The sequence below is a fragment of the Streptomyces sp. NPDC005402 genome, from assembly GCF_040606575.1.
Taxonomy (GTDB): domain Bacteria; phylum Actinomycetota; class Actinomycetes; order Streptomycetales; family Streptomycetaceae; genus Streptomyces.
This window is the reverse complement of the sequence record NZ_JBEXFB010000007.1, coordinates 185,909-199,712: the sequence shown is the minus strand read 5'-3', so window position 1 is coordinate 199,712 and position 13,804 is coordinate 185,909. Positions and strand designations below refer to the sequence as shown.

General features: G+C 70.8%; 17 protein-coding genes. 7 read left to right on the top strand and 10 right to left on the bottom strand.

The annotated features are described in order from the left end of the window. Nucleotides 1-127 precede the first annotated feature (127 nt). Together ABZT02_RS16070 and ABZT02_RS16065 are read left to right on the top strand one after the other, a co-directional pair. Nucleotides 128-730, top strand: a complete 603-nt coding sequence (locus ABZT02_RS16070) for a TetR/AcrR family transcriptional regulator (protein ID WP_356018353.1) — start codon at nt 128-130, stop codon at nt 728-730. Nucleotides 731-849: 119 nt separating this feature from the next. Continuing rightward, complete coding sequence (locus tag ABZT02_RS16065) at nt 850-3,093, top strand: MMPL family transporter (RefSeq protein WP_356018351.1); 2,244 nt, start codon at nt 850-852, stop codon at nt 3,091-3,093. Nucleotides 3,094-3,135: 42 nt separating this feature from the next. Here ABZT02_RS16065 and ABZT02_RS16060 read toward each other — a convergent pair whose 3' ends face one another. Genes ABZT02_RS16060 through ABZT02_RS16050 form a run of 3 tightly spaced genes read right to left on the bottom strand, consistent with a single transcriptional unit; the run spans nt 3,136 to nt 4,457 of the window. Further along, the gene (locus ABZT02_RS16060; RefSeq protein ID WP_356018349.1) at nt 3,136-3,777 is read right to left on the bottom strand and encodes a GNAT family N-acetyltransferase; all 642 of its coding nucleotides are present in this window, start codon (nt 3,775-3,777) and stop codon (nt 3,136-3,138) included. A 42-nt stretch (nt 3,778-3,819) separates the two neighbouring features. After that, complete coding sequence (locus tag ABZT02_RS16055; protein ID WP_356018347.1) at nt 3,820-4,236, bottom strand: PIN domain-containing protein; 417 nt, start codon at nt 4,234-4,236, stop codon at nt 3,820-3,822. Next, on the bottom strand, nt 4,233-4,457 hold the full coding sequence (locus ABZT02_RS16050) for a type II toxin-antitoxin system VapB family antitoxin (protein ID WP_356018344.1): 225 nt from the start codon (nt 4,455-4,457) through the stop codon (nt 4,233-4,235). The genes ABZT02_RS16055 and ABZT02_RS16050 overlap by 4 nt, the downstream gene beginning before the upstream one ends. Nucleotides 4,458-4,497: 40 nt before the next feature. Here ABZT02_RS16050 and ABZT02_RS16045 point away from each other — a divergent pair, with 40 nt between their 5' ends. From ABZT02_RS16045 to ABZT02_RS16030, 4 genes are all read left to right on the top strand, one after another. Next, on the top strand, nt 4,498-4,824 hold the full coding sequence (locus tag ABZT02_RS16045; RefSeq protein WP_356018342.1) for a hypothetical protein: 327 nt from the start codon (nt 4,498-4,500) through the stop codon (nt 4,822-4,824). Nucleotides 4,825-4,866: 42 nt separating this feature from the next. Next, the gene (locus ABZT02_RS16040) at nt 4,867-5,376 is read left to right on the top strand and encodes a YbaK/EbsC family protein (protein ID WP_356018340.1); all 510 of its coding nucleotides are present in this window, start codon (nt 4,867-4,869) and stop codon (nt 5,374-5,376) included. Beyond that, nucleotides 5,373-6,218 carry an EamA family transporter gene (locus ABZT02_RS16035; protein WP_356018338.1) on the top strand — a complete coding sequence of 282 codons (846 nt, stop codon included), beginning with the start codon at nt 5,373-5,375 and terminating at the stop codon, nt 6,216-6,218. The genes ABZT02_RS16040 and ABZT02_RS16035 overlap by 4 nt, the downstream gene beginning before the upstream one ends. A 287-nt stretch (nt 6,219-6,505) precedes the next feature. Continuing rightward, nucleotides 6,506-6,781, top strand: coding sequence for a DUF1876 domain-containing protein (locus ABZT02_RS16030; protein ID WP_356018336.1), 276 nt, complete (start codon nt 6,506-6,508; stop codon nt 6,779-6,781). A 13-nt stretch (nt 6,782-6,794) separates the two neighbouring features. Here ABZT02_RS16030 and ABZT02_RS16025 read toward each other — a convergent pair whose 3' ends face one another. The 6 genes from ABZT02_RS16025 to ABZT02_RS16000 all read right to left on the bottom strand — a co-directional run bounded on the left by ABZT02_RS16025 (nt 6,795) and on the right by ABZT02_RS16000 (nt 11,585). Continuing rightward, nucleotides 6,795-7,955: a serine hydrolase domain-containing protein gene (locus ABZT02_RS16025; RefSeq protein ID WP_356018334.1), complete on the bottom strand. Its 1,161-nt coding sequence runs from the start codon at nt 7,953-7,955 to the stop codon at nt 6,795-6,797. A 35-nt stretch (nt 7,956-7,990) separates the two neighbouring features. Continuing rightward, the gene (locus tag ABZT02_RS16020; protein WP_356018332.1) at nt 7,991-8,437 is read right to left on the bottom strand and encodes an organic hydroperoxide resistance protein; all 447 of its coding nucleotides are present in this window, start codon (nt 8,435-8,437) and stop codon (nt 7,991-7,993) included. A gap of 107 nt (nt 8,438-8,544) precedes the next feature. After that, the gene (locus ABZT02_RS16015) at nt 8,545-9,006 is read right to left on the bottom strand and encodes a MarR family transcriptional regulator (RefSeq protein ID WP_356018330.1); all 462 of its coding nucleotides are present in this window, start codon (nt 9,004-9,006) and stop codon (nt 8,545-8,547) included. Next, nucleotides 9,003-9,764: an ABC transporter ATP-binding protein gene (locus ABZT02_RS16010; protein ID WP_356018328.1), complete on the bottom strand. Its 762-nt coding sequence runs from the start codon at nt 9,762-9,764 to the stop codon at nt 9,003-9,005. Before ABZT02_RS16010 ends, ABZT02_RS16015 begins: the two co-directional genes overlap by 4 nt. Beyond that, nucleotides 9,752-10,543 carry a cobalt ECF transporter T component CbiQ gene (gene cbiQ / locus ABZT02_RS16005; protein WP_356018325.1) on the bottom strand — a complete coding sequence of 264 codons (792 nt, stop codon included), beginning with the start codon at nt 10,541-10,543 and terminating at the stop codon, nt 9,752-9,754. Before cbiQ ends, ABZT02_RS16010 begins: the two co-directional genes overlap by 13 nt. A 1-nt stretch (nt 10,544) precedes the next feature. Further along, the gene (locus tag ABZT02_RS16000; protein WP_356018323.1) at nt 10,545-11,585 is read right to left on the bottom strand and encodes an energy-coupling factor ABC transporter permease; all 1,041 of its coding nucleotides are present in this window, start codon (nt 11,583-11,585) and stop codon (nt 10,545-10,547) included. A gap of 168 nt (nt 11,586-11,753) precedes the next feature. Here ABZT02_RS16000 and ABZT02_RS15995 point away from each other — a divergent pair, with 168 nt between their 5' ends. Next, nucleotides 11,754-12,101, top strand: coding sequence for an SsgA family sporulation/cell division regulator (locus ABZT02_RS15995; RefSeq protein ID WP_356018321.1), 348 nt, complete (start codon nt 11,754-11,756; stop codon nt 12,099-12,101). Here ABZT02_RS15995 and ABZT02_RS15990 read toward each other — a convergent pair. After that, a complete protein-coding gene (locus ABZT02_RS15990; protein WP_356018318.1) occupies nt 12,098-13,771 on the bottom strand; it encodes a penicillin-binding transpeptidase domain-containing protein in 1,674 nt (557 codons plus the stop codon). The two genes, ABZT02_RS15995 and ABZT02_RS15990, sit on opposite strands and share 4 nt — an antisense overlap. Between the last annotated feature and the right edge of the window lie 33 nt (nt 13,772-13,804).

The following is a 13,804-nucleotide window of genomic DNA, read 5'->3' as shown; positions in this document are numbered from 1 at the left end:
TAAACGGCGGCGAACCCGGGTGACCCACCACACGAACGAAACCGTTTCGTTTCGCTGGCGGATGCGCTACATTCGTGTCGTACGAAACAGTGTCGTTCCAAGTCCCGGAGCGGAAAGGGTGAGTGACATGACCGAGGTCTCGACCACGCGTCGCAGCCGTATCACCCCCGAGCGCGAGGCCGAGCTGTACGAGGCCGTGCTCGAACTGCTCCGGGAGGTCGGCTACGACGCCGTCACCATGGACGCCGTCGCCGCCCGCACCCGTTCCAGCAAGGCCACGCTCTACCGCCAGTGGGGCGGCAAGGCCGAGCTGGTGGCGAAGGCGGTGCGGCACAGCAAGCCGGGCGGTATCGGTCTCGACGAGATCGACACCGGATCCCTCAGGGGCGACCTGCACGCCCTCACCATGCGCTCGGACGACTGCACGATGGAGCAGAACTCCGCGCTCATGCGGGGTCTGGCCATGGCGATCCACGGCAATCCGGATCTCCTGAAGGCGTTCCGCGCGCACCTCATCGAACCCGAGATGGCGGAGTTCCGCCGACTGGTGCAGCGGGCGATCGACCGGGGCGAGGTGCGCCCCGACAACCCGGCGATCGATTTCATGATCCACATGATGATCGGCGGCTTCGCGGCCCGCACGATGATCGACGAGCTGCCGCCGACGCAGGCCTTCCTGCTTTCGTACATCGACGCCGTGGTCCTCCCCGCCCTCGGCGTTTCGGACTGACCCCCAGTCTCCCCAGCAAGCCCTCCACCTGACGTAACCGCTCACGTCGTCGGGCTGATCATCCCTGCCCTGGGGCCATGTCGCCCCGGACCCCACGACCTGACCGGGAGTACGCCTTCGTGGCCACTTTCCTCTACCGACTCGGCCTGCTCGCCTTTCGGCGACGGCACTTCGTCGCCCTCATGTGGGTGGCCCTGCTGACCATCGCCGGCGTCGGCGCGTTCAGTGCGCCCGCCGCCGGATCGACCTCCTTCTCCATCCCGGGCACGGAGGCGCAGAAGGCCTTCGACCTGCTGGAACAGCGTTTCCCGGGGGCCAGCGCCGACGGCGCGACCGGGCGCATGGTCTTCAAGGCGCCCGAGGGCGAGAAGATGACGGACGCCGCCAACAGGGCGACCGTCGCGAAGACCGTCAAGGAACTGGGCGACGGCTCCGAGGTCGTCTCCGTCACCGACCCGTTCACCACCGACGCGGTGAGCAGGGACGGCACGGTCGCCTACGCGTCGGTGCGCTACGACGCCCCCGCCATGGAGCTCAAGGACGCCACCGTGGACGCCCTGGAGAAGGCCGCCGACCAGGCCCGGGACACCGGGCTGACCGTCGACGTCGGCGGCGACGCGCTCCAGGCCCAGCCGGAGGCGGGAGCCATCGGTGAGGCCGTCGGTCTCGCCATCGCCGCGGTCGTCCTGGTCATCACCCTGGGCTCGCTGGTCGCGGCGGGGCTGCCGCTGCTGACGGCGATCATCGGGGTCGGGATCGGCGTCTCCACCATCGCCGCCCTCGCCAAGGCGCTCGACCTCGGCGACACCACCTCCACACTCGCGGGGATGATCGGCCTCGCCGTCGGCATCGACTACGCCCTGTTCATCGTCTCCCGCTACCGCGCCGAACTGGCCGAGGGCCGCGACCGCGAGGAGGCGGCGGGCCGGGCCACCGGCACCGCCGGTTCCGCGGTGGTCTTCGCGGGCCTCACCGTCGTGATCGCGCTCGCCGGCCTCTCGGTCGTCAACGTGCCGATGCTGACCAAGATGGGCCTCGCCGCGGCGGGCACGGTCGTGATCGCCGTCCTCATCGCGCTCACCATGATCCCGGCGCTGCTCGGGTACGCGGGCCGCAGGATCCGCCCGGCGGGCGCGAAGCGCGGCAACTCTCCTGAGCGGACCGCCTCTTCCGCGAAGCCCTCTTCTCAGCAGCCCTCTTCCCAGCAGCCGGTGAAGCCCAACCTGGGCACCCGCTGGGCGAGCTTCGTCATCCGCCGCCCGGCCGCCGTGCTGCTGCTCGGCGTGATCGGTCTCGGCGCCGTCGCGCTGCCGGTCAGCCAGTTGGAACTGGGCCTGCCCGACGACGGTTCGCAGCCGACGTCCACGACCCAGCGCCGCGCCTACGACCTCCTCTCGGAGGGCTTCGGGCCCGGCTTCAACGGACCTCTGATGATCGTGGTCGACGCCAAGGACAGCGACGACCCGAAGGCCGCGGCCGCCACGGTGACCGACGGGATCAAGGGCCTCGACGACGTCGTCACGGTCACCCCGCCGGCCTTCAACAAGGCCGGCGATACCGCGACCATCACGGTCGTCCCCCACTCCAAGCCGTCCTCGCCCCAGACCCAGGACCTGGTGCACGCCATCCGCGACGACGTCGCGTCCAAGGCGGACGCGGACGTCCTGGTCACCGGCACCACCGCGATGAACATCGACTTCTCGCAGAAGCTCTCGGACGCCCTGATCCCGTACCTGGCCCTGGTGGTCGGCCTCGCCTTCCTCCTCCTGATCGTGGTGTTCCGCTCGATCCTGGTCCCGCTGAAGGCAGCCCTCGGCTTCCTGCTGTCGGTGCTCGCCGCGCTCGGCGCCGTGGTCGCGGTCTTCCAGTGGGGCTGGCTCGGCGGGGTGCTCGGCGTCGAGGAGACCGGCCCGATCATGTCGATGATGCCGATCTTCATGGTGGGCGTGGTCTTCGGGCTCGCGATGGACTACGAGGTCTTCCTCGTGACCCGCATGCGCGAGGCGTACGTCCACGGCGAGTCCCCGAGCCAGGCCATCGTGACCGGGTTCAAGCACAGCGCCCGGGTGGTGGTCGCCGCCGCGGTCATCATGATGGCCGTCTTCGGAGGCTTCATCAGCTCCGGCGAGTCGATGATCAAGATGATCGGCTTCGGCCTCGCGATCGCCGTCTTCTTCGACGCGTTCGTGGTCCGCATGGCGATCGTCCCCGCGGTCCTCGCCCTGCTCGGCCGCCGCGCCTGGTGGCTGCCGAAGTGGCTGGACCGCGCACTGCCCAACGTCGACGTCGAGGGCGAGGGACTGCGCACCCGGGCCGAGAAGGACACGGATCCGGACGGGGACCGGGAGCTGGTACGCGTCTGACGCACGCCGTGTGACAGGGAGCCGGCCGGTGAGGGGGTGCCCTCACCGGCCTTCTGCTGCCGTGGACCGGCCGAGAAAGGTGACGGGCCCGGGATCCGGTACGGCGATCTCGTGGAAGCCGAGACGGTCGTAGAAGGCACGGGCAGGCGTGTTGGCGCTCACCATCGTGAGATGTACGGCGGCCACGCCCCGCGCGTCCAGCGCGCGCAGGAAGGTCTGCATGAGCGCGCGCCCGTACCCGCGGCCCTGCCGGTCGGGGAGCAGGTCGATGTGCAAGTGGGCGGGGTAGGCGGCGACTTCGGGCACGAGCATCCGCTCCGGGCGGTGCAGGAGCGCGACGATCTCCTCGTCGGGAGTGCGCGGCGCGTGGCGGGGCTCCGGATAGCGGTCGGCCACCAGGGGGATCCACTTGGCCCGGTAGTCCTCGACGAACCGGGGCGTGTCGGCGGTACCGACGATGTACCCGACGGCCCGCCCCTCCCCGTCGTCCAGCACGAAGGCCAGCTCCGGTTCGAGATGGACGTACGGCGCCGCGAAGGCCGCGGGGAAGACGCCGGGGTCCTTGTAGTGGGGGCGGCTGTCCTGGCCCACGTGGGCGGTGCGGACGCAGATGTCCTCGACGGCGTCGCGGTCGTGGGGGTGGTAGGGGCGTACGGCGGGAGACGGGACGGACGGTGGGTTCATCGCAGCATCCTGCACGAGTTGAGGGGATGCGGGAACGCCTGTTCAGGCCGGGGGTGCGAAGACGTTGCGCTCGCTCAGGTCCGGGAGGACGTGTGCGGCGGCTCGGAAGTCGTTGTCGTCGTGCAGGACGACGACGCCGTGGTGCGCGGCGGTGGCGCACACGAGCCAGTCCACCGTGGAGAGACTCTGGTGCTGTCCCCGCTGCGCGAGCCGGTACTGGGCGGACTCGATCCAGCGCCAGGCGTTCTTCGGAACCGCGACATCTGGATACAGGTAGGCGAACATGTCCGCCATACGCTCGTACTCGTCGAGGTTCCGCGCGGACTGAAGGAATTCTGTACGTTGCGCCGCACAGGAGCCGATCGCTCCGTCGTTCACCTCGGGCGCCCAGAGGTCACTGAGCTTCTGGTCGCGCTGGAGACGCCAGACGGCGGTCGAGTCGGCCAGGTAGCGGATCACGATCGAGCGACGCCCTTCTCCGCCGAGTGGCGCTGCCAGAATCCGTCCTCGTCCCATTGCTGGGCCAGTTCCAGATAGCGCAGCCGGGCCTCCGTGCGGCGCCGCCGCTCGGCGTACTCGCGCAATGCCAGGTTGACCATCTCTTTCTTGGTCTTGGCACCGGACAGCCGCATCGCCTCGGCAAGCGCTTCGTCGTCTATGTCGATCTGCGTCGCGGACATGGCACACCTCCATCGGATCTCCTGCATACAAAGGTAGCCCATGCTTCATACATTCGGGAGACGGCTTCTGGGGGCGCTGCGGAACGGAAAGCTGTGGCCCGACGGGAGCCTGCGGCCCGCGCTGGTGGATCTGCTCGGGGCCGGGGCCGTCATCGCCGCGTTGCGCGAACTCGTGGGGGACACGCTCTCGCCCGAAGCTGCCGTGGCGGCGCGGGCGTTCCGGCTGGTGGAGGACGTCTCAGCTGGGGTGGCCGGATGCGTCTCCGGGCGGGAGCCGATCGAGGCGGGGTTCCCCGAGGACGTCCTGATCGCTACCGAAGTGGACGTCTCGACGGCCGGCGCGTTCACCGGCGTACGTACCCCTTAACCCGGTCGCATGCCCCGTACACCCACCGCTAGCGTGCCCTGCATGACGACCACCGACGCCGACGGCTCCCGGGCCGCCCACCCCCGTTTCGCCGAGGCCCTGCGGGAACTGGGTCTGGAGGAACTGACCGCGGGGATCCGCCGCTTCCCGGACGCCACCCGTACCGCCGCCGAGGCCGCCGCGGCGATCGGGTGCGAGCTCAGCCAGATCTGCAAGTCGCTGATCTTCGCGGCGGACGGGGTGCCCGTGCTGGTGCTGATGGACGGGGCGTCCCGCGTCGACGTCGAACTGGTCCGGCGGGAACTCGGCGTCGAGAAGGTCACCCGGGCCAAGGCCGATGTCGTACGGGAGACGACCGGGTATGCCATCGGGGGCGTGCCGCCCTTCGGGCACCGTACGAAGACCCGGGTGCTGGCCGATCGTTCGCTGCTCGACCATGACGTCGTGTGGGCCGCCGCCGGCGATCCGCACGCCGTGTTCCCCATCGCGCCGGGGGACCTGATCGCCCACGCGGGCGCCACTCTCGTGGACGTGCGCGAGCGCACCCCGTGACGCCGCTCGTCACGGCGGCCGTTCTCCTCGCCGCGGTCACGCACGCCGGCTGGAACGCCATCGCCCACCGGATCACCGACAAGCTGGTCGGGTTCACGCTGATCTCGGGTGGGGGGATGCTCATCGGGCTGGCGATCATCCCGTTCGCTGCGGTTCCGGCGGCGGGCGCGTGGCCGTATCTGCTAGTCTCGTGCTGCATCCACATCGCCTACTACGCGCTGCTGATGAAGTCCTTCCGGCTCGGGGACTTCGGGCAGGCCTATCCGATCGCGCGCGGCACCGCACCGCTGGTCGTGACCGTGCTGGCCGCCCTCTTCGCGCACGAGGTCCCGGACGGGTGGGCCGCCGCCGGAATCGCCCTGTCCTGCGCGGGACTCACCGGCGTCGCCCTGTGGGGGCTGCGCGGCCGCCGGCCCGACTGGTCGGCGATCGGCGCCGCGTTGGCGACCGGGCTGACCATCGCCGCGTACACGGTCGTCGACGGGCTCGGCGTGCGCGCCTCCGGCTCCTCGCTCGGGTACATCGCCTGGCTGATGGCGGTGCAGGGGGTCGTGATCCCGGCCCACGCCCTGTCGCGGTGGCGCGGTCGGATCGTCGGCGTACTACGGCCGTTCGCCGGGGTCGGGCTCCTCGGCGCCGCCCTCTCCGTGACCGCGTACGGACTCGTCCTGTGGGCCCAGACCAAGGCCGAACTCGCCCCCGTGGCCGCCCTGCGCGAATCCTCGATCATCGTCGGCGCTGCCATCGGCGCCGTGTTCTTCAAGGAACGGTTCGGAGCGCCGAGGATCGTCGCGGCGGGGCTGCTGGTCGCGGGCATCGGGCTGATGCTGCACGCCGGTTAGCCGTCCGTCCCGGAGGTCTCTCCCCAGCGCCGCCCAAGTCGCGTCCGACGCCGACCAGTTGTTTGCACTTTCGCCGATGCGCGAGGAGGGACGCGAGGGACTCCATGCGCCGAAACGACGTGCCCGGCGCCTACTGCCGTCGCCGGCGTCCGACGGCTGACGCCCTGGTCCGGCCGGGGCGCGCCCGCCCCGGCCGGAACCCGGTGCCTGTGCGGGGACCACGGCCCGTGCATCGGCGTTCCGGGAGGAGCACCCTGGAAGCAGAGGTTTTTCCGGAGGTGACCGTGATGACGCACACCGCTGTGGGATGGCACATCGAGCTGGAGTTCCGGGAGGACGAACGGCACACGGAGGCGGTCGCGCTGGTCCGCCTGCCCGACGGGACCGAGGTACGGGCGCACGGACACGCCAGCCGCCACCGCAGCGACCCCGATCAGCCGCGGGTCGGCGAGGAGGTCGCGGGGGCGCGGGCGCTGAACGAACTCGCGATGCAGCTGCTGACCAAGGCGCACGACGAGATCGACGAGGTGTCCGGGCGGAGGTCCCACTCGATCAACGTCTGAGCCGTATCAGCCCCTACAGGGCCGCCCGCACCGCCCTGACCAGCGCCTGTGCCCTCGGATCCGCCGTGACCGTCTTGCGGAAGCCGTTGGTGACATAGCCGAAGGCGATACCCGTCTCCGGGTCGGCGAAGCCGAGGGAGCCGCCGCGGCCGGGGTGCCCGAAGGAGCCCGCGCCGAGGAACGGCGACGCGCTGCCGTGCAGCATGTGGCCAAGACCGAACCGGGTGTTCACGACCAGCACGCGGTCGGGGCCCGCCGACTCCTCGGTGCGGGCGAGGTCGACCGTGGCCGGGTCGAAGAGCCGCACCCCGTCGACCTCGCCGACCATCGCCGCGTAGATCCGGGCCAGCCCGTCGGCCGTCGCGATCCCGTTGGTCGCGGGCAGGGCGCTCGCCCGGTACGCCGGTGCGTTCTGGTCGGGGAACGGGGTGATCGCGGCGAAGGCGCGGCGGGTGAGGGAGCCGGGATCGTCGTAGGCCTCGGTGACGGACCGCTTGGGACGGGCGCGCAGGGCGCCGGTGGGCTCCGGTGCCTCGATACGGCCCACCCGGCCCGTCCGCCCGGCCGCCTCCTCTTCCTGCGGCAGCCCGAGCCAGAACTCGGCCCCGAGCGGCCCGGCGATCTCCCGCGCGATCCACTCACCGGCCCCGAGCCCGGTCACCCGTCGCACCAGCTCGTCCAGCATCCAGCCGTACGTCAGCGCGTGGTACCCGTGGTCCGTGCCGGGCTCCCAGACGGGCGCCTGCGCCGCGACCGCCTCGGGTCCCTTCAGCGGGTCCAGGGCCTGTTCGGGGGTGAGCGGACGGTCGATCACCGGCAGCCCGGCCCGGTGGTTCAGGACATGCCGGACCAGCACCCGCTCCTTGCCGCGCGCCTTGAACTCGGGCCAGTACTCCGCCACCGGCGCGTCCAGATCCAGCTCCCCACGCTGATGCAGCAGCAGGGGTACGGCGGCGGCGACGCCCTTGGTCGCCGAGCGCACGACCTGCGCGGTGCCGTGCCGCCAGGGCTCGGTGCCGTCGATGTCCCTGGTGCCGGCCCACAGGTCGACGACCTTGCGCCCGTCCCGGTACACGGCGACCGCCGCGCCCCGGTCCCCGAGCGCCTCGAAGTTCCGCGCGAACACGTCCCTGACCGGCTCGAAGCCCTCGGCGACTGTGCCGTTCACGTCCACGTCCGTGCTCCTCCTGCTGTCGCTCGCTGCCTCTCTCAGCCAAGCAGAATCGTCACGTCGATGTTCCCGCGGGTCGCGTTCGAGTAGGGGCAGACCTCGTGGGCGGCGTCCACCAGCTTCGCCGCGAGGCCCGGGTCGAGGATCGGGAGGGAGACGCTCAGGGCGACCGCGAGGCCGTAACCGTGGTGCTTGTTGGGGCCGATGCCGACCTTGGCGGCGACCGTGGAACCGCTCAGGTCGTAGCCCTCGCGGTTGCCGACGAGGATCAGCGCGTTGTGGAAGCAGGAGCTGTACCCGGCGGCGAACAGCTGCTCCGGGTTGGTGCCGTTGCCGTCCCCGCCGAGCGCCGGGGGCATCGCGACCTTCAGCTCGATCTGGCCGTCCTGGCTGGTGACAAAGCCGTCCCGGCCGCCGTGGGCGGTGGCCTCGGCGACGTACATGATCTTCGTCGGCCGGGTGTCGACGACGGTTTCCTCAAGCATGGCTGGTCTCCCCCCGGAGAAGTGCGCGCAAGTACATCGTGCACAAGGTACCGGCCGGTAGGTCAGTACCGGGTTACCAGGGGGTAGTGACTTGGGGTAACAGGAGGTCAGTGGGGGCGCTCGATCGCCGCGTCCGCCCGTTGCGCGAGCCGCCGCAACTCCTCGCGCAACCGCGCGGCCTCCGTGCCGTCGAGAGCCGTCGCCGCGAGGAGAGCGCCCGGGAGGCAGGTCGCGCGCTCCCTGAGTTCCTCCGCGCGTCCCGTGCACGCCACGAGCACCGAGCGCTCGTCGGCCGTCGCGCGCTCCCGGCGCACCAGCCCCGCCGCCTCCAGCCGCTTCAGCAAGGGCGAGACGGTGCCGTAGTCGAGGCGCAGGGCGGTCGCCAGCTCCTTCACCGTCGTCTCGCCGCGTTCCCACAGCACCAGCAGCACGAGGTACTGCGGATAGGTGAGCCCGAGCTCGTCGAGGAGCGGCCGGTACGCGGCGGTCACCGCGCGCTGGGCCGCGTACAGCGCGAAGCACAACTGGTCGTCAAGGAGCAGTGAGCCGGCGTCCTCTTCGTTCGTCACGCGCCCATTGTCACGGACCGCGGATCGAATCCGAAGGGCAACTCGAGCCGGTGGGCGCGCATCAGCTCGTCGTCGGCGAGGAGCTCGGCGGTCTTCCCGTCCGCGGCGATCGTGCCCTCGCTCAGGATCAGCGAGCGCGGGCACAGCTCCAGCGCGTACGGCAGGTCGTGCGTGACCATCAGGACCGTCACGTCCAACGAGCGCAGGATGTCGGCGAGTTCGCGGCGGGAGGCCGGGTCGAGGTTGGAGGAGGGCTCGTCGAGGACGAGGATCTCCGGCTCCATCGCCAGCACGGTCGCCACCGCCACCCGGCGCCGCTGGCCAAAGGACAGGTGGTGCGGGGGCCGCTGCGCGAAGTCCGCCATGCCGACCCGCTCCAGAGCGGTACGCACGCGTGCCTCCAGCTCGGGCCCCTTGAGCCCGGCCGCCGCCGGACCGAACGCCACGTCCTCGCGCACGGTCGGCATGAAGAGCTGGTCGTCGGGGTCCTGGAAGACGATCCCGACCCGGCGCCGGATCTCGGCCATGTGCTGTTTGCCGACGGGCAGCCCGGCCACCTTCACCGTGCCCACCCCGCCGCTCAGGATGCCGTTGAGGTGCAGGACGAGGGTCGTCTTGCCGGCGCCGTTCGGGCCGAGCAGCGCGACCCGCTCGCCGCGCGCGATCGAGAAGTCCACGCCGAACAGGGCCTGGTGCCCGTCGGGGTAGGCGAACGCGAGGCCGGAGACCTCCAGGGAAGCAGTGCTCACAGGGCCCATCCCAACACGCAGACGACAAGGGCGGCGACGGGGAGCGCGAGGGCGTACGACCACTGCGCCCGGGACGCGGTCACCTCGTCGATGACCGGCATCGAACCGGCGTACCCCCGGCTGACCATGGCCAGGTGCACGCGCTCGCCGCGCTCGTAGGAGCGGATGAACAGCGCCCCGGCCGACTTCGCGAGGACGCCCCAGTGCTTGACGCCGCTCGCCTCGAACCCCCGCGACTCCCGCGCGATCCGCATCCGCCGCATCTCGTCGGTGATGACATCGCCGTAGCGGATCATGAAGGACGCGATCTGGACGAGGAGCGGCGGGAGCTTGAGCCGTTGCAGGCCGAGGAGCAGTTCGCGCAGTTCGGTGGTGGAGGCGAGGAGCACCGACGCGGCGACTCCCAGCGTGCCCTTGGCCAGCACGTTCCACGCGCCCCACAGGCCGCTGACGCTCAGGGACATCCCGAGCACCTCGACCCGCTCGCCCTCCGCGACGAACGGCATCAGCACCGCGAACGCCACGAACGGCACCTCGATCAGCAGCCGCTTCAGCAGGAAGCCGGCCGGCACGCGCGCGGCGTACGCGACGGCGCCCAGGAGGGCGGCGTACAGGCCGAACGCCCACATCGCCTCGCGCGGGGTCGAGACGACGACCACCACGAAGGCGAAGACCGCCGCGAGCTTGGTGTGCGGCGGCAGGGCGTGCACGGGCGAGTGCCCGTGCCGGTAGAGCTTGTGCGCTCCCCCACTACTAAACGTGTGGGAGGTACCCCCATCGGCGCCCATGTCAGACGCCCGTGCTCACGGGAGTGGTGTCGGCGCTGCGGCGCCGGCGGACCACCCAGAACACCGTGCTGCCCGCGACGACGGTGACGCCGACGCCGATCACGCCCGCCAGCCCCCCGGCCAGGCGGGCGTTTTCGACGTCCTTCACGCCGTAGTCGGCGAGCGGGGAGTTGGAGGTGGCGTGCTTCTCGGTCTTCGCGTCGATGCCCTTGTCGGCGGCGACCTTCTCCAGCCCGTCGGGGTTGGCGGAGGCGTAGAAGCTGACGAATCCGGCGAGGACCAGGGAGGTGACCAGGCCGGTGATCCACACCTTGCGGTGGGACCGGGCAGCGGTGACGGGCGCGGTGTCCGGTACGTCGACCAGCTCGCCGCCGACCCGCAGCTTGAGCTTCTGCTGGAGGCCGCGGGCGCCGTACACCAGGTCGGGGCGTACGGCGACGACGGCACCGACGGTCAGCGCGGTGATGACCGCCTCGCCGATGCCGATGAGGACGTGGACGCCGACCATCGCGGTGGCGACCTTGCCGATGGAGACGTCGGTGGTGCCGCCGATCGCGTAGATCAGAGTGAAGGCGACGGCCGCGGCGGGCACGGAGAGCACGGCGGCCACGAAGGAGGCGGCGGTGATCGAACCGCGCCTGCGCGGGAGCACCTTCACCAGCCCGCGGAAGACGGCGTACGCCACGACCGTGGTGACGACGGCCATGTCGGTGATGTTCACGCCGAGCGCGGTCAGGCCGCCGTCCGCGAAGAGGATGCCCTGCATGAGCAGGACCACGGACACACACAGGACCCCTGTGTACGGGCCCACGAGGATCGCTGCCAGCGCCCCGCCGAGCAGATGTCCGCTGGTCCCCGCGGCGACGGGGAAGTTCAGCATCTGCACGGCGAAGATGAACGCCGCGACCAGGCCCGCCAAGGGCGCGGTGCGTTCGTCCAGTTCACGGCGGGCACCGCGCAGGCTCACCGCGACGGCGGCCGCGGCGACCACGCCGGTCGCCGCCGAGATGGGGGCGTCTATGAATCCGTCAGGCACATGCACACTTCGATGATAGTGGCTTGTTGCGAACTCTTTGCAAGAGAGTCGTGCGACGAACAGCAAGTCGCAAGCTTTCGGCTCAGGGGGCGGAACACAGGAAATGTGCGACGCTGGGGAATGAATGGATGCACAGCTTCCGCACAGGTCACGCAGCGTGAGAGGGCCGTCACGATGTCTGTAGTCGAACAGTACGCGCGAGCCCATATCGTTTCGGACGTGGACATCGCGGAGGACGAGGCGGTCCCGGTGGTCCTGCGCTACGACCCGGAGACCGACCCCCGCTCGGTACGGATCGGTCTGCCGGGCACACACGAGTGGACCTTCTCGCGGGCACTCCTCGAGCAGGGCCTCAGGGCTCCGGTCGGCACCGGTGAGGTGCGGGTGTGGCCGTGCGGGCGGGTGCAGGCCGTGGTGGAGTTCCACTCGCCGCAAGGGGTGTCGGTGGTGCAGTTCGAGCAGAAGACCCTGCTCAGGTTCCTGCGGCGGACGTACATGGCCGCGGCACCCGTACGGGGCTAGCCGCCCATCTTCAGCAGGGCCGCCACGATCGGGCCCGCCGTGTCGCCGCCGTGGCCGCCCGCCTGGACGACGCCCGCGGCCGCGAGGTCGCCCCGGTACGCGGTGAACCAGCCGTTCGGCTTCTTCTGGCCGTCGACCTCCGCGGAGCCGGTCTTCGCGCCGACGTTGCCGTAGACCCCGGACATCGCCTCGGCCGCCGTGCCGTAGCCCGCCGTGTACGCCATCAGCTCACGCAGCTGCGACAGCGTGCCCGCGGACATCGTGCGCGAGGCGGTGGCCAGGGTGCGGTGGTCGACCGAGGGGGACACCAGGTAGGGCTGCTTGAAGGTGCCCGACTCGATGGTGGCGGAGACCGACGCCATGTTCAGCGGGTTCATCCGGACCGCGCCCTGGCCGATGAGCGAGGCCGCCTTCTGGGCCGCGCTCTGCACCGGCACCGAGCCGTCGAAGGACGGGACGCCGATGGCCCAGTTGTTCATGGACAGGCCGAAGACCTGCTGGGCCTGCTTGGTGAGGCTGTCGTTGTCCAGCTTGCCCGCCTGGCTGATGAAGGCGGTGTTGCAGGAGCGGGCGAAGCTCGCCTTGAAGGTGCCGCCCTTGATCTCGAACTTGTCGTCGTTCTGGAACTTCCAGCCGCCGTACGTGAAGTACTTGGGGCACGGGTGCGGCTTGTCCGGCGACGCGAGGTCCTTCTCGATGAGCAGCGAGGAGGTGATGACCTTCATCGTGGAGCCCGGCGCGAGGGAGCCCTGGAAGGCGGTGTTGAAGCCGTGGCCCGCGTTGGCCACCGCGAGGATCTCACCGGTCGAGGGGCGCAGGACCACGACGGAGGACTTGGCCTGCTTGGCGACCTGCGCCTCGGCCGCCGCCTGGAGCGTCGGGTTCAGAGTCGTCCTCACCGTGCCCGGGGTGCCCTTGCTGAGCTCCACCAGGGTCTTGTCGGAGGACTTGGAGCCCTTGCCGCGGATCACCCGCAGCTCGATGCCCGCCTTGCCGCCGGCCTTCTTGCCGTACTTCTCGCGCAGCCCGTCCAGCACCGTGCCCAGGGACGGGTACGTGGCCTCGGTGATCTCGCCGCCGTCCCGGTCGACCGCCTTGATCGGCGGGGTGCCGGACTCGCCGGTGACCAGGGTGTCGCCGTCCTTCAGGTCGGGGTGGACGACCGAGGCGGTCCAGGCGACCCGCGGCTTCCCGGTGGCGGTGTCGCGGACGACGGTCAGGGAACCGGCGTAGGTGAGCGGCTTGGTGAGGCCCTTGTACGACACCGTGCCCTTCACGGAGAAGGGCACCTTGTCGCCGGTGCGGGGGCCCGGGGTGAGGGTGACGCCGGTGATGTGGGCGTCCTTGGTGTAGCCGGTGAGGAGGGCGGTGGCGGCCGCGCTGTCGCTCGTCGAGGCGGCGGCCGCGCTCACCTTGCCCTGCTGCCAGGAGGTCAGGAAGGTCGTCGCGGTGGTGGTGACCTCGGTCGCCGACAGCGGGCCGGTCTTGACCTTCGGCTTGTGGTCCTCGGCCGACGTGGACGTGTTCTGCGTCCGGTCGTCGGCCGCCGCCCCGGCGCCGTACAGCGCGTAGACGCCGAAGCCGGCGCCGCCGACGACCACGGCGATCATCCCGCCGATCACGGCGGGCTTGGTCTTCCGTCGCTCGGCGACGCGCCTTCTGCTGCCCACGGCTTTCGTTTCCTCCGCCAGTTCCCAGGGTCC

What these genes read in the sequence shown, in the direction of transcription:
- ABZT02_RS16070 (WP_356018353.1), top strand. Translation starts at nt 128, where the DNA reads ATGACCGAGGTCTCGACCACGCGTCGCAGCCGTATCACCCCCGAGCGC.
- ABZT02_RS16060 (WP_356018349.1), bottom strand. Translation starts at nt 3,777, where the DNA reads ATGAACCCACCGTCCGTCCCGTCTCCCGCCGTACGCCCCTACCACCCC.
- ABZT02_RS16050 (WP_356018344.1), bottom strand. Translation starts at nt 4,457, where the DNA reads ATGTCCGCGACGCAGATCGACATAGACGACGAAGCGCTTGCCGAGGCG.
- ABZT02_RS16045 (WP_356018342.1), top strand. Translation starts at nt 4,498, where the DNA reads ATGCTTCATACATTCGGGAGACGGCTTCTGGGGGCGCTGCGGAACGGA.
- ABZT02_RS16040 (WP_356018340.1), top strand. Translation starts at nt 4,867, where the DNA reads ATGACGACCACCGACGCCGACGGCTCCCGGGCCGCCCACCCCCGTTTC.
- ABZT02_RS16030 (WP_356018336.1), top strand. Translation starts at nt 6,506, where the DNA reads ATGACGCACACCGCTGTGGGATGGCACATCGAGCTGGAGTTCCGGGAG.
- ABZT02_RS16020 (WP_356018332.1), bottom strand. Translation starts at nt 8,437, where the DNA reads ATGCTTGAGGAAACCGTCGTCGACACCCGGCCGACGAAGATCATGTAC.
- ABZT02_RS16010 (WP_356018328.1), bottom strand. Translation starts at nt 9,764, where the DNA reads ATGGGCCCTGTGAGCACTGCTTCCCTGGAGGTCTCCGGCCTCGCGTTC.
- cbiQ (WP_356018325.1), bottom strand. Translation starts at nt 10,543, where the DNA reads ATGGGCGCCGATGGGGGTACCTCCCACACGTTTAGTAGTGGGGGAGCG.
- ABZT02_RS15995 (WP_356018321.1), top strand. Translation starts at nt 11,754, where the DNA reads ATGTCTGTAGTCGAACAGTACGCGCGAGCCCATATCGTTTCGGACGTG.